Source organism: Bradyrhizobium pachyrhizi, assembly GCF_001189245.1.
Taxonomy (GTDB): Bacteria; Pseudomonadota; Alphaproteobacteria; order Rhizobiales; family Xanthobacteraceae; genus Bradyrhizobium; species Bradyrhizobium pachyrhizi.
Genome location: NZ_LFIQ01000024.1, coordinates 201,344 through 215,197, shown reverse-complemented (window position 1 = coordinate 215,197; position 13,854 = coordinate 201,344). Strand labels below are relative to the sequence as shown.

Genomic DNA, 13,854 nt, shown 5'->3' with positions numbered 1-13,854 from the left:
ATCAAGCGCGCATTGAAGCCGATCGCCGCACCGCCCCGCTAATGGCCCATCCTCACGAGCACGTCATTGAGGACAAAAGCCGTGGCGGCGGATGCGTCGCAGGTGCCGCTTCGTGCATAGATGCAGGCATCGGCGATGCCGACGCGGGCACAGCTTTGCCTTGAAAAATCCGCCGGCAGATCACCGGCGGCCGCGGGCCGCGCAAGGATACGGTTGAAGGCCGGCCTGGTCGCCTGCAACAGCGGCGGCAGCATGAGCTCGGCGAGCGGATCGGCGGGCTCGAGCGCATAGAGCGGCACCGCCCCCACCAATCGTTCGCGACCCGGCAACAGCTGGAAACGAACATTGTAAAGTGCAAGGCCGCACATCTGCGGATCGCTGCGCAGTTCGGCGGCGAGCCGCGCCGCGCCGACACCACGCGTCCAGTAGTCGCGCATCCCTTCGCTGGCGCCGGCGAGCGTGACCGAGAGCAAGGCCCAGCCGCCGGTCACGATCGGCAACGCCCAGCGGCGCCACCCGGGTTTTGCGCGCAGCCATTGCACCCAATCGGCCGATCCCAGCGCCGCGACGATGATGAACAGCGCCACCGACAGGAAGACGAAGCGGTATTCCTTGTGCGCGATCAGGCTGTGGAAGACGAGGTTGACCAGCGCCACGGCCAGCAACAGCGGCGCATGGCGCGCGCCGCGCCAGATCGCGGCGAGCGGCAATACGATCGCCGCCGACCACACGATCAGGAAGTTGACGAGATAGGCCGAAGGGGGCGTCACGCCGAACTCGGTCGCGCGATCGTGCAGCAGGTTTTCCCTGATGTTGCCGATCAGCCAGGCGAACGGCACGGCGCCATGCGCAAGCTCGATCGCGGCGGAGAGCATCAGCGCGGCGAGACCGCCCGCGATCAAGGGAATCAGGTTTCGCCAACGCATCCAGCAGGCGCCGAGCGCAAGCACGGCGATGGCCGGCGCATACTGGAAGCGGCAGACAAAGGCAAAGGCGAGCAACGCGCCGCCGATCGCAAGATGCCGCCGCGACGGACGGCTGGTCACCAGCAGCGCCGCCGGCACGATCAGCGCCGTCGCCAACGGCTCGCCCAATGTGTGCGGCGCGAGCAGGATCAACTCGAACCAGACTGCCGCAGCGAACGCCGCGACGATGGCATGGGTTCGCGAGATCCGTGCACCAAAGAACCAGGCGCTGACCACGATCGACAGTGACGCAGATGCGGCGACCAGGCGCGGCACCAGGAAAGCGCCCTCGCCGCCCGGCGCAATCAAGCCGCCCACCGCGACCGGCCCGGCCAGCAATGTCGGCAGGAACCAGCCGCGAATGCCTTCGCGCCAGTCCCACGTCAAAATGCCGTCATGACCGAGCATCCGCCACGCCGGCTCGAGATATTGAAAGATCTCGTCCGGATACATCACGTTGGGCCAGAGCGCGGCCGCAAGGCGCAGGACCAATGCCAGCAACAACAATGCGAACAGCGGATGAAGACGCCCGGTCGATGTCCCGGCCACGGCGGTGCTGCCGCGCGCCGCATCCGCGCCGGTGCTGGTCATCGTTCCGCCGATCGTACCGTGGAGCAGCATGCTGACGACCAGATAGCGGGCAAAGCCTTTAAGATGCGTGACCGGAGGCTCGCCGGCCCGCGCGCAACCGCGCCACGGCATGCTTAACCGAACGTCAAGATTCCGGATGCGCGCGCCAGCGACGATGTTAAGATCGCGCGCATGGGGGCTGGTGGCGTCATGGCGGGGCGTGGGTACACCATTTTCGACACGGCGATCGGCCGATGCGGTATCGCGTGGGGCGAGCTCGGCGTGGCCGGCGTGCAGCTTCCCGAGCTGCGCGAGATCGAGACCCGCAAGCGACTATTCAAGCTTTATCCTGACGCGCGCGAGATGCGGCCTCCTGAAGAGGTCGCTGTCGCGATCGAGGGCATCGCCGCGACCTTGCGCGGCGGCAATGGTGAGCTTGCCGGCGTTGCGCTCGACATGAGCGGCATTCCGGCATTCAACGCGCGCGTCTATCAGTTTGTCCGCACCATTCCCCGCGGCGAAACCCGGACCTATGACGAGGTGGCGAGCGCCTTGCGCGCGTCCGGCGCGGTCTATTCGGTGGCACAGGCGCTCGGCCGCAATCCCTTCATGCTCATGGTGCCCTGCCACCGGGTGCTCGAGGCGGGCAATTATGCCGACCGGATCTCGCCGAACGGCGGCAGCATCTCGAAGCGGCGGCTGCTCTCGATCGAGGGCGCCCAGCCGACCACCAGCAAGACCCTTTTTGATGTGCTGCTGCCCGTTGCACGACTCCGGCCGCAAGCTTAAATCCCGGGTATGGTCCGAACCACGCTGCTGCAGCGCGATCGCATCACGGTGAACGAGTTTCGCTGTACGGCGGAACCCGGCGACGAGCCGTTCGCCGAGCAGTTCGCCTGCCACTCGGTGTCCTATGTGCGCAGCGGCAGCTTCGGCTGCCATTGCCGCGGCCGCTTCCATGAGCTGGTGGCAGGCTCGATCCTGGTCGGCCATCCCGGCGACGAATATACCTGCACGCACGACCACGTGGTCGGCGACGAATGCCTGTCGTTCTTCCTGGACCCGGAGCTGGTCGAGACCATCGGCGACCGCGCGGCGATCTGGCAGGTCGGGTCGGTGCCGCCGCTGCCGGAACTGATGGTGATCGGCGAGCTCGCGCAAACGGCGGCAGCTGGCAACAGCGACGTCGGTCTCGACGAGATCGGCCACCTCCTCACCAGCCGCCTTGTCGAGCTGGTGTCCGACCGCAAGGCAAAGCCTCTCACCGCGGGCTTGCGCGATCGCCGCCGCGCCGTCGAGGCCGCGCTGTGGATCGACGCCAATTCACACCATCAGATCGACCTCGACGATACCGCGGAGCAGGCCGGCTTGAGCACCTTCCATTTCCTGCGGCTGTTTTCCGCCGTGCTCGGCGTGACCCCGCATCAATATCTCGTGCGCTCGCGGCTGCGCCATGCGGCGCGGCGGCTCGCCGATGACGACAGCCCGGTCACCGACATTGCCTATGACGTCGGCTTCGGCGATCTCTCCAATTTCGTGCGCAGCTTCCACCGCGCCGCCGGTGCCTCGCCGCTGAAGTTCCGCCAGGCCTCGCGCGGCGACCGCAAGATTTTCCAAGAACGTCTCGCGCTGCAATAGCTAGGCTGCTCCGGTCCGCGCGTCTTTCGATGCGCTTAGCGACTGGAGATTTCCCATGTACGACCATATCGGATTGCGCGTCGCCGACCTCGACGCCAGTGTCCGCTTCTACACCGCGGTGCTGGCACCACTCGGCTTCGTGCTCTGCTCGCGCGACGACAGCGGTGCCGGCTTCGGCCCGAAGGGCGAGCCCGCGCTCTGGCTGCATCTGCACAAGGGCAAGGCCCAAGGCGGCGCGCACGTTGCGTTCCGCGCGCCGAGCCATGACGCGATCAAGACATTCCATACCGAAGGCCTGAAAGCCGGCGGCAAGGACAACGGCGCGGCGGGCCACCGCAAGGACTACAGCCCGACCTATTACGCGGCATTCCTGCTCGACCCCGACGGCAACAATGTCGAGGCGGTGTCGACCTGAGCCTCAACCCGTCATGGCGAGGCGCGAAGCGACGAAGCAATCCATTCTTGCATACCGCTGTGAGGTGGATTGCCTCGCTTTGCTCGCAATGACGGTCCTTCAAATGCGACAGAAAGGACTCAACCTCATGGCTTCCATTTACAAAGACATCCCGATCGACGCGCCGGCAGATCATGTCTGGGACGCGTTGCGCGATTTCGGCGCGCTGCATACGCGGCTGGTGCCGGGCTTCGTGACCGACACCAAGCTTGATGGCGACGTTCGCACCGTCAGCTTCGCCAACGGCACCGTGGCCCGCGAGACGCTGGTCGATTGCGACGACAAGCGGCAACGGCTGGTCTATGCGATCAGCAGCGAACGGTTGAAGCAGCATTCCGCCTCGGTGCAGGTGTTCGCCGAGGGCGACGCGCGCTGCCGGGTGGTGTGGATCGCCGACGTGCTGCCGCACGAGGTCGCGCCATACATGGACGCGCAGATGGACCTCGGCGCGGCGGCGATGCAAGCCGCGATGGCCAAATCGGCGAAGAACGCAGCGTAGCAGGGCTAAAGCGCGATGAGATTAAGTTGAATCGTCATCGCGCTTTGGCCTTTTGTTTGAGCATGATCTTTTCGGAAAACCGCTTCGCACTTTTCCGGATCATGCTTTAGCGGCCGGAAACTTTATCACCGTCACTCCCGCGCAAAGGTCGCCTTTGCGCGGCGATAACGGTATGAGAATTGTAGCGAGCGGCCTCCCCACGCCGTCGTTCTGGCGAAAGCCAGGACTCATAACCACCGAATTCGATTGAGCGTGCGATAGTGGCCCCAGCGTCGCATAACAACAAGCGGTTGGGGTAATGGGTCCTGGCTTTCGCCAGGACGACGCTGAATGCATGCACATCCTCTCAGGATGACGGTGTGAGAGCCGAGACGGCACTTTCGGCGGTTCAAGATAGCGCCGGCTGCGGCTCGGCGACCGGCGCCGACTTGCCCCAGCGCGTCAGGATCACGCTGAGGCAGGACAGCACGCCGAGCACGCCCATCGAGGCGGCGGCGAGTGCGAAGAAGTTCTGCGCGCTCGCCTCATGCGTCGACAGCCACCAGCCGCCGGCGCCGATGAAGATCAGCCGCGCGGTCTGCGCCAGCACCGGACCCAGCACCTTCGCGGCACCCTGCGAGGAGAAATACATCGACATCGCAAGGCCGATGAACGCGTACATCGGCGCGGCGGTCGCGAGATATTGATGGCTGGTCGCCCGCACGTGCGGATCACTGGTGAACAGGTTGACCCAGAGATCGGGGAAGACGGCGATGAAGCTGCCGACCACGCCGACCGCAAGGAACGACACCGTGCCCGCGGTCCAGGCGATGCGCCGGGCCCGCGCGACGCGCTCCGCGCCGACCGCCATGCCGATCATCGGCACCGAGGCGATGCCGACCGCGAAGGCGACCGAGGTCAGCATGAATTCGAGCCGCGCGCCGATGCCGTAGCCGGCGAGCACCGCGGTGCCGAACTGCGCCAGCATGTGGGTGAAGATCGAGATCGTCAGAACCGATTGCAGCGGCGAGAAGCAGGACACCGCGCCGACCTTGAGGATGTCGATGAACATCGCCCATTGCACGCGCAGCCCCTTGAGTTTCGGCTTCACGCGGGCGCGGCCCGAGAACAGATACCAGCCCATCACGCTGATGCTGATCGAATAGGCGATCAGCGAACCCGCGGCGACGCCGCGCATGCCGAATTGCGGCACCGGCCCGAGACCGAGCCCGAGCGTGCCGCCCAGAATGATCTGCCACACCGCGGACGACAGGATCATGGTCGACGGCAGCTTCATGTTGCCGGTGCCGCGCAGGATGCCGGCCATGGTGTTCATCAGCCAGGGCAGGATCGCACCGCCGAAGAACACCTGCGAATAGGCGATCGCCTGCGCCAGCACATTGCCGCGGCCGCCGAGCAGTTCGAGCAGGCGCGGACCGAAGATCAGCATGCCCAGCATGAACGTCAAACCAAAGGTCAGGCCGATCAGCAGCGCATGCATCGCGAGCGTCGAGGCGCGCTCGATCTCGCCGGCACCGAGCGCACGCGCAATCGCGGATGCCACGCCGCCGCCCATCGCGCCGCCGGACATCGTCATGGTCAGGATCACGCAGGGAAACACCAGTGCCATCGCCGCAAGCGACTCGACGCCGAGCCGGCCGATATACGAAGTCTCCGCGATGACGACGCAGGTGCCGGCGGAGAGCGCGATCACATTCGGCCAGGCGAGCCACAGAAGTGTGCGCAGGATCGGCCCGTCGAGCAGCGCATTGCGCGCCGGCTTGGTCACCGGCGGCGGCAGCGGCCGCTCTTGTTCGTCAACAGGTATTTCGGCGAGGCCGAGATCGGACATTTCTACTCCCACGCGCGATCTGGGGAGCCGCGCCATGGTGTTTCCCTACCATGGCAACGGCGGAATCCACGTGCGCGGGACGCAAGGGGGGCCTGCGCGATTGCAGGTGAACCCGGATGAACCTTGGCGCTAGCCGATCGACCAGACGAACGGTGCGCCGGCGGTGCTATTCGGCTTCAGATGCACCGGAATATGCCGCCCGCAGCCGGCCGCCAGCCCTTCGAACAGGCCGGTCAGCACGCTGGCGCAGGCCGGATGATAATCGGCGACGTCGGCCATCAGCTTCCAGCCCTGCTGGCGGATTTCGAACTGGCCCTCGGACTCGGTGATGTCAGCGACATCGTCCTGCGACTCGAAGAGAGTGCGCAGGAATGCGGCAAATTCCGTGGTACGGCCACGGCTGCCGCCGAGCGCCTGCGCGACCTCGTCGTAATACTGCATGCCGATCAGCTTGCCGGTGAGATGCAGCAGATAGCTCGCATCCTCCGGGCCGAACACCTGCACGATGACCGGCGCGGCCGTCTTCACATATTCCATCGCGTAGTTGCGATAGGCCTTTTCCAGCCGCGGCTTCGGCCAGCTGTCCACCGGCAGCGCCGGCGCGGTCCCGGGATCGAACGGCGGCGCCTCGAGATGGCGCGCGAACACCAGGCGCTGATCGAGCTCGAGCGGATGATCGTATTCGCAATAATAGCCCTCAAGCCCGTCCTGCCCGTCGACGCTCTGCTTGGTGCAGACGAAGCCGAGCCGCAAATCCCCGAGCGCGACGCCGTTGTTGGCGTGCCAGCCGCGCAGCATCGCGCGCGAGACCTCGCCGGGCACGCCGCAGATCGCCGTGCCCTTCCAGATCCAGCGCGGCGGCGGATAGCGAATCCAGGCCTTGCGGTCGGTCTCGTACATGTATTCGACATGCACGCCGCCGATCCAGTTGGAGAGGTAATGATACTGCGCGGCCGCGACCGCCGGCGGCAGGCCGTCGAGGCCGAGCTTCTTCAAGCCGGGCAGGAAGCGCTCCTGCTGCTGGCGGCGAAACACGCGGAAGACGAACTCCGCGGCGTCAGTCGTGCCGCGCCGCGTGACCACGGTGAGGATCAGCCCGGTGAAGAAGGCATGATAGAGATCGGCGACGCCGCGCCACTTCCGCCATTGCGCTTCCTGTGCGCTTTCGCCTGCGGTCATGTTCGCTCCCTGGCTGTTGTTGGCGAGGCGAGCTCGCATGCGCAATCGTAGCCCGGATGGAGCGAAGCGCAATCCGGGGCAGCTCAATGCGCGTATGCAGCGTCCCGGATTTCGCTATGCTTCATCCGGGCTACGGAACACGCGCGCGAAACGGAATTGCACCCGAAATCCTTGGAGAGCTTCTGGAAGTGTGTCATCGGCATAGGCGCGACGCAACCAGACACATATTCGGTGTCATCGCCCGACTCGATCGGGCGATCCAGTATTCCAGAGACAGACGTTGTCGATGGAGAGGCCGCGGCGTACTGGATTCCCCGCTTTCGCGGGGAATGACGGCGGAGAATGACGCGAAATCCGGCGCGCGGAATTACACGCGCGCGAAACGGAATTAGACGCGAAAATGCTTGGAGAGCTTCAGGCCCTGCGCCTGATAGTTCGAGCCGATGCGCTGGCCATAGAGCGCATCAGGACGCTCGAGCATGCGTTCATAGACGAGGCGGCCGACGATCTGGCCATGCTCGAGGATGAACGGCACCTCGCGCGAGCGCACCTCCAGCACGGCGCGCGCGCCCTTGCCGCCGGCGCCGGCATAGCCGAAGCCGGGATCGAAGAAGCCGGCATAGTGGACGCGGAATTCGCCGACCAGCGGGTCGAACGGCACCATCTCCGCGGCGTAGTCCGGCGGCACCTGCACCGCCTCTTTCGAAGCCAGGATGTAGAACTCGCCGGGATCGAGGATGAGACTGCCGTCGGGCCGCGCCTTGATCGGTTCCCAGAAATCGTCGACCGCATAGCCGCCGCGGCGATCGACATCGACCACGCCGGTATGGCGCTTGGCGCGATAGCCGACGAAGCCCCCCGAGCTCTCGCCGGAGAGATCGACGGAAAGCGCAACGCCATGGGTGAGATCGGCATCGTCGATATCGACCAGCCGCTCGGCGGCATGCAGCGCATCGAGCTCGTCGGCGGTCAACGTCGCCTCGCCGATCCGGAAGCGGACCTGGCTGAGCCGCGACCCCTCGCGCAGCAGCACGGGAAACGTCTTCGGGCTGATCTCGGCGTAGAGCGGGCCGTGATAGCCGGCGCCGATCATGTCGAAGCGGCGGGTGCCGTCGGCGATCACGCGGGTGAAGACGTCGAGCCGTCCGGTCGAGCTCTTCGGGTTGGCCGCGGCCACGATCTCCGGCGGCAGCGCCAGGCTCTCCAGCAGCGGCACGATGTAGACGCAGTTGGTCTCCAGCACCGCGCCGTCGGACAGATCGATCTCGTGCAGCTTCAGCTGGTCGATCCGCTCGGCGACGGTGGCATCGGGGCCCGGCAGGAAGCTGGCGCGGACCCGGTAGGCGATGTCGCCAAGGCGCAGATCGAGGCTGGCCGGCTGGATCTGGCTCTCGACGAAGTCATAGGCGGGCAGAATGAGGCCGGCCTCCGCCATCTCCGCGATCATGCGGTCGGGCAGGATTCCGTTGGATTCATCTTCCAGCGTGAACGACACGATGCGGTCCCTCGGCGATCCCTCGAGATGGCCCAAAAATCATACTCCAGGCGGCCATCAAGCCCCAAAATATGGGCTTTTACGGGTTATCCGATGACCGTCTTGACGGAAAGGGCGCGAGGGAATATCAGCTGCACTTATCCCGTGGTGATTTGAGCCGGCCGGCTTGCAGCCACGTTAAATAAGTCGCTAAACAGGCCGGGGACAGTGTGATCCCGGCTTGTGGAGGTTGCTCCAGGCCGGTTTTTTTGTGGCCATTCTCCAGAGGAAATGGCCACCTCGGAGGTCACATGTCTGAATCTGAAACCACGGCCCGCTTTCGTCCCGAAACCCGCCTCGTCCATGGCGGCACGCTGCGCTCGCAATTCGGGGAGACGTCGGAAGGGCTGTTTCTCACCCAGGGCTACGTCTACGACACCGCCGAGCAATGCGAGGCGCGCTTCAAGGGCCAGGACCCCGGCTTCATCTATTCGCGCTATTCCAACCCGACCATCGCGATGTTCGAGCGCCGCATGATCGAGCTCGAGGGCGCGGAAGCCGCGCGCTCGACCGCGACCGGCATGGCCGCGGTGACCACCGCGATCCTCGCGCCGCTGAAGGCCGGCGATCATGTGGTGGCCTCGAAGGCCCTGTTCGGCTCCTGCCTCTACGTGGTGCAGGACCTGTTGCCGCGCTACGGCATCGAGACGACCCTGGTCGACGGCCTCGACCTCGACCAGTGGCAGCGCGCGTTGCGGCCGAACACCAAGACCTTCTTCCTGGAGAGCCCGACCAATCCGACGCTCGACGTGCTCGACATCGGCGCGATCGCCAAGATCGCGCATGGCGGCGGCGCCCGGCTGATCGTCGACAATGTGTTCGCGACGCCGATCTGGCAGAGCCCGCTGTCGCTCGGCGCCGACGTCGTGGTCTATTCCGCGACCAAGCATATCGACGGCCAGGGCCGCTGCCTCGGCGGCGTCATCCTGTCGTCGGAGGCCTTCATCGCCGAGCACATCCACAATTTCATGCGCCAGACCGGGCCATCGCTGTCGCCGTTCAACGCCTGGGTGCTGCTGAAGGGGCTGGAGACGCTCGGCGTCCGCGTTCGCGCCCAGACCGAGAACGCGGCGAAGATCGCCGAGGCGCTGGCCAAGCATCCGAAGGTCACGCGGCTGGTCTATCCCGGCCGCCCCGATCATCCGCAGGCCGAGACGGTGAAGAAGCAGATGGGCGCCGGCTCGACGCTGGTCGGCTTCGAGGTGAAGGACGGCAAGGCCGGCGCCTTCCGCTGCCTCAACGCGCTGAAGATCTCGCGCATCTCCAACAATCTCGGCGACGCCAAGAGCCTGGTCACGCATCCCGCGACCACGACGCATCAGCGCCTGGCACCGGAGGCCCGCGCCGAACTCGGTATCAGCGAAGGCTTCATTCGCTTCTCGGCCGGGCTGGAGCATCCCGACGACCTGATCGAGGACTTCGAGCGCGCGCTGGAGCAGGTTTGAGGCAAACGCCTCTCGCGGGCGGCGTGCGCCGTTCTTTCGGCGTCGTCGTGGCCGGGCTTGTCCCGGCCATCCACGTCTTGCTCGCAGCAACCGCCAAAGACGTGGATGCCCGGCACGAGGCCGGGCATGACGAGATCGTGGGACGATTGCGCGCTATCTCTTAAAGCGCGATGAGATTAGGTTGAATCGTCATCGCGCTTTGGCCTTTTGTTTGAGCATGATCTTTTCGGAAAACCGCTTCGCACTTTTCCGGATCATGCTTTAGAGCGATTGACCTTACGTCGCCGCCGTGGTGACGCCGCCGTCGACCACGATGGTCTGGCCGGTCATGAACGTCGACGCATCGGAGGCGAGATAGGCCACCGCGCCGGCGATCTCGTCGGGCTCGCCGATGCGGCGGAGCGGCGTCGATGCGGTGCGGCGCTTCAGATTGTCCGGGTCCTCCCACAGCGCGCGGGCGAAATCGGTCTTCACCAGGCCCGGCGCCACGCAGTTGACGCGCACGCCCTTCGGCCCCCATTCGCCGGCGAGGCTGCGGCACAGCGCGAAGTCGGCCGCCTTGGAGATGCCGTAGGCACCGATCACGGTCGAGCCGCGCAGGCCGCCGATCGAGGAGATGATCACGACCGAACCCTTGCCGCGCTCGGCCATCTGCGGGATCGCCAGCGCGGACAGCCAGATGTTGCTCTTGACGTTCGAGCCCATGATCTTGTCGAAGGCCTCGTCGGTGATGTCGAGCAGCGGGCCGTAATACGGGTTCACCGCGGCGTTGCACACCAGGATGTCGATCTTGCCGTAATGCTTGATCGTGCCCGAGACCAGCGCCTCGACCTCGTTGCGGCGCGCGATGTTGCAGGGGATGACGAGCGCATCGCCACCCGCCTTCTTGATGCCGTCGGCGACTTCCTGGCAGGCATCCGCCTTGCGCGAGGAGATCACGACCTTGGCGCCGAGCTTTGCGAGCAGCTCCGCCGAGGCGCGGCCGATGCCGCGGCTCGAGCCGGTGATGACCGCAACCTGGCCGGTGAGGTCGAACGGGGTGTTTTTCATTGTTGTTGTTTCCCTGTTATTGGCACGTCATTCCGGGGCGCGACGCAGTCGCGAACCTCAGATGCGCAATCGCGCATCGGGGGAATCCGGAGGTTGTGGCGCGAGATTCCGGGTTCTCGCTTCGCGAGCCCCGGAATGACGGAGACAACTTACGCCAGCAGCCCACCGCCCTCGCTGACGCGACGGAGGTGATAGTCGGTGTCGCCGAGCGTGTTCTCGATCATGGTCAGCCGCTTGAAGTAGTGGCCGATCTTGGCCTCCATCGTCATGCCGATGCCGCCGTGAAGCTGGATCGACTGCTGGCCGACGAACTTCAGGGACTTGCCGACCTGCACCTTGGCGGCGGCGACCGCTGACGCACGCTCCTTGGCATCGTCGAAGTCCGACGCCATGGTGGCGAACATCGACATGCTGCGGGCCTGCTCCAGCGCCACGAACATGTCGGCGGCACGGTGCTGCAGGCTCTGGAACGAGCCGATCGCAACGCCGAACTGCTTGCGGGTCTTGATGTACTCGACCGTCTCCTTCAGCGACTCGTCCATCGCGCCGACCGCTTCCGCGCACAGCGCGGTACGGGCTTCGTCGGCGACGCGCTCGATCAGGGGCAGGCCGTTCTCGGGATCGCCGATCGCAGCGTCAGCACCGACCTCGACATTGGTGAAGGTGATGTCGGCCGCGTGCAGGCCGTCCTGGGTGGGATAGCCCTTCCTGGTGACGCCCTTGGCATCCGCAGGAACCAGGAACACGCCGATGCCGGTCTTGTCGCGCTGGCCGCCCTTGGTGCGCGCGGTCACGATCAGCGTGTCGGCGTTCTCGCCGTTGAGCACGACGAACTTCTCGCCGTCGATCACGTAAGCGTCGCCCTTCTTCTTGGCCGTGGTCACGACGTCGAACAGATCGTAGCGCGAGTTCTTCTCGAGCTGCGCGAAGCCGAAGGTCTTGCTGCCGTCGATGATGCCGGGAATGTACTTGGCCTTCTGCTCGGCCGAGCCGCCATGGCGCAGGAAACCGCCGGCGACCACGACGGTGGCGAGATAAGGCTCGACCACCAGCGCCTTGCCGAGCGCTTCCATCACAATCATGGTCTCGACCGCGCCGGCGCCGAAGCCGCCGTCAATCTCCGCGAAGGGCAGGCCAAGCAGGCCCTGCTCGGCGAGCTTGCCCCAGAGGGCTTTGCTCCAGCCGCCCTTCTCCTTCATGTACTTCTTGCGCGCATCGAAGTCGTAGGCATCCGCCAGCAACCCGTCGACGCTTTCCTTGAGAAGCCGCTGCTCCTCGGACAGATCAAAATCCATTTTACCATCTCTCCAAAATCAAGCGGGCACTGCTGTTGCCCAGATCCCCGATCGTCATCCCCGCGAAAGCGGGGATCCAGTACTCGGCGGCCATCATTGGGAATTCTGACCGCCGCGGCGTACTGGGTCCCCCGCCTGCGCGGGGGACGACAGCTGAATGTGCGGCTTACAGCCCCAGCACCGCCTTGCTGATGATGTTGCGCTGGATCTCGTTGGAGCCGCCGTAGATCGAAACCTTGCGGTTGTTGAAGTAGCTCGGCGCGATCTGCGCGGTCCAATCCATGCTCTCGTTCGAGCCGGCATCGCCGTGCTCGTCATAGGGCGCGGCGAACGGACCGATGATCTCCATCAACAGCTCGGTCGTGGTCTGCTGGATTTCCGAGCCCTTGATCTTGAGCACGGAGGACGCCGGATTGGGCTTGCCCTTGCCGTGCTTGCCCTCGTCGGCGACGACGCGGAGCTGGGTCAGCTCGAGCGCCTTCAGCTCGATCTCGCAGGCCGTGAGCTTCTCGCGGAACGCCGGATCCTCGATCACCGGACGGCCGCCGGCCTCGACCTTGGAGGCCAGCGCGCGGATGCGGCGCAGCCGCTCCTTCGACACGCCGACCCGGGCGATGCCGGTACGCTCATTGCCGAGCAGGAATTTGGCGTAATCCCAGCCCTTGTTCTCCTCGCCGATCAGGTTCTCGTAGGGCACCTCGACGTCGTCGAAGAACACCTCGTTGACCTCATGGCCGCCGTCGATGGTCTGGATCGGGCGCACGGTGACGCCCTTCGACTTCATGCTGAACACGATGAAGGAGATGCCCATCTGCTTTTTCGCGGCCGGATCGGTGCGGCAGAGGCAGAAGATCATGTCGGCGTGCTGGGCGAGCGTGGTCCAGGTCTTCTGGCCGTTGATGATCCACTTGTCGCCTTTGCGCTCGGCCTTGGTCTTCAGCGACGCGAGGTCCGAACCCGAGCCCGGCTCCGAGAAGCCCTGGCACCACCAGTCGTCGACATTGGCGATGCGCGGCAGATATTCCTTCTTCTGCTTCTCGTTGCCGAAGGTGTAGATGACAGGGCCGACCATGCTGACGCCGAAGGCGAGCGGCTGCGGCGCCGGATAGGACTGCAGCTCCTCGTTGAAGATATAGTGCTGCACGGTGCTCCAGCCGGTGCCGCCATATTCCTTCGGCCAGTGGGTGACGCCCCAGCCCTTCTTGTTGAGGATGCGCCACCAGGTGACCATCTCGTCCTTCGACAGATGGCGGCCTTCCTGCAGCTTGCGCCGGGTCTCCGGCGGCACGTTGTTCTTGAAGAACTCCCGCACCTCCTCGCGAAACGCTATCTCTTCCTTGGTGAAAGCGAGATCCATCGGATCCTCCTTTTGAGCGAAACCTAACGTCTTGTTC

Annotated in this window: 12 protein-coding genes and 1 riboswitch; of the genes, 5 read left to right on the top strand and 7 right to left on the bottom strand. The window is 65.2% G+C overall.

What is annotated here, in order from left to right; genetic code table 11:
- Nucleotides 1–38: 38 nt before the first annotated feature.
- Nucleotides 39–1,667, bottom strand: coding sequence for a glycosyltransferase family protein (locus AKL29_RS01835; protein ID WP_244481676.1), 1,629 nt, complete (start codon nucleotides 1,665–1,667; stop codon nucleotides 39–41).
- 78 nt (nucleotides 1,668–1,745) lie between these two features.
- On the opposite strand from AKL29_RS01835, the gene AKL29_RS01830 reads away from it, so the two are divergent.
- The 4 genes from AKL29_RS01830 to AKL29_RS01815 all read left to right on the top strand — a co-directional run bounded on the left by AKL29_RS01830 (nucleotide 1,746) and on the right by AKL29_RS01815 (nucleotide 4,126).
- The gene (locus AKL29_RS01830) at nucleotides 1,746–2,324 is read left to right on the top strand and encodes a methylated-DNA--[protein]-cysteine S-methyltransferase (RefSeq protein ID WP_050382646.1); all 579 of its coding nucleotides are present in this window, start codon (nucleotides 1,746–1,748) and stop codon (nucleotides 2,322–2,324) included.
- A 9-nt stretch (nucleotides 2,325–2,333) separates the two neighbouring features.
- Nucleotides 2,334–3,173 carry a helix-turn-helix transcriptional regulator gene (locus tag AKL29_RS01825; protein ID WP_050382644.1) on the top strand — a complete coding sequence of 280 codons (840 nt, stop codon included), beginning with the start codon at nucleotides 2,334–2,336 and terminating at the stop codon, nucleotides 3,171–3,173.
- Between the two features lie 55 nt (nucleotides 3,174–3,228).
- Nucleotides 3,229–3,588 (top strand): VOC family protein, encoded by a 360-nt coding sequence (locus tag AKL29_RS01820; protein WP_016843721.1) that lies wholly within the window; start codon nucleotides 3,229–3,231, stop codon nucleotides 3,586–3,588.
- 127 nt (nucleotides 3,589–3,715) lie between these two features.
- Entirely contained in the window at nucleotides 3,716–4,126 is a 411-nt protein-coding gene (locus tag AKL29_RS01815; RefSeq protein WP_028334562.1) for an SRPBCC family protein, read from the top strand.
- A 388-nt stretch (nucleotides 4,127–4,514) separates the two neighbouring features.
- On the opposite strand, the gene AKL29_RS01810 is transcribed toward AKL29_RS01815, so the two are convergent.
- The 3 genes from AKL29_RS01810 to AKL29_RS01800 all read right to left on the bottom strand — a co-directional run bounded on the left by AKL29_RS01810 (nucleotide 4,515) and on the right by AKL29_RS01800 (nucleotide 8,631).
- Complete coding sequence (locus AKL29_RS01810) at nucleotides 4,515–5,957, bottom strand: MATE family efflux transporter (protein ID WP_050382642.1); 1,443 nt, start codon at nucleotides 5,955–5,957, stop codon at nucleotides 4,515–4,517.
- Nucleotides 5,958–6,086: 129 nt separating this feature from the next.
- Nucleotides 6,087–7,136: a hypothetical protein gene (locus tag AKL29_RS01805; RefSeq protein ID WP_028334560.1), complete on the bottom strand. Its 1,050-nt coding sequence runs from the start codon at nucleotides 7,134–7,136 to the stop codon at nucleotides 6,087–6,089.
- A gap of 388 nt (nucleotides 7,137–7,524) precedes the next feature.
- Nucleotides 7,525–8,631 carry a 2'-deoxycytidine 5'-triphosphate deaminase gene (locus AKL29_RS01800; RefSeq protein WP_028334559.1) on the bottom strand — a complete coding sequence of 369 codons (1,107 nt, stop codon included), beginning with the start codon at nucleotides 8,629–8,631 and terminating at the stop codon, nucleotides 7,525–7,527.
- A 134-nt stretch (nucleotides 8,632–8,765) separates the two neighbouring features.
- Nucleotides 8,766–8,845, top strand: a riboswitch (SAM riboswitch).
- Nucleotides 8,846–8,921: 76 nt separating this feature from the next.
- Here AKL29_RS01800 and AKL29_RS01795 point away from each other — a divergent pair.
- A complete protein-coding gene (locus tag AKL29_RS01795) occupies nucleotides 8,922–10,115 on the top strand; it encodes an O-succinylhomoserine sulfhydrylase (RefSeq protein WP_050382640.1) in 1,194 nt (397 codons plus the stop codon).
- Between the two features lie 276 nt (nucleotides 10,116–10,391).
- On the opposite strand, the gene AKL29_RS01790 is transcribed toward AKL29_RS01795, so the two are convergent.
- The 3 genes from AKL29_RS01790 to pimC all read right to left on the bottom strand — a co-directional run bounded on the left by AKL29_RS01790 (nucleotide 10,392) and on the right by pimC (nucleotide 13,817).
- The gene (locus tag AKL29_RS01790; RefSeq protein ID WP_028338111.1) at nucleotides 10,392–11,165 is read right to left on the bottom strand and encodes an SDR family NAD(P)-dependent oxidoreductase; all 774 of its coding nucleotides are present in this window, start codon (nucleotides 11,163–11,165) and stop codon (nucleotides 10,392–10,394) included.
- Between the two features lie 149 nt (nucleotides 11,166–11,314).
- A complete protein-coding gene (pimD, locus tag AKL29_RS01785; RefSeq protein WP_050382638.1) occupies nucleotides 11,315–12,460 on the bottom strand; it encodes a pimeloyl-CoA dehydrogenase small subunit in 1,146 nt (381 codons plus the stop codon).
- A gap of 166 nt (nucleotides 12,461–12,626) precedes the next feature.
- On the bottom strand, nucleotides 12,627–13,817 hold the full coding sequence (pimC, locus tag AKL29_RS01780; RefSeq protein ID WP_050382636.1) for a pimeloyl-CoA dehydrogenase large subunit: 1,191 nt from the start codon (nucleotides 13,815–13,817) through the stop codon (nucleotides 12,627–12,629).
- Nucleotides 13,818–13,854: the final 37 nt, after the last annotated feature.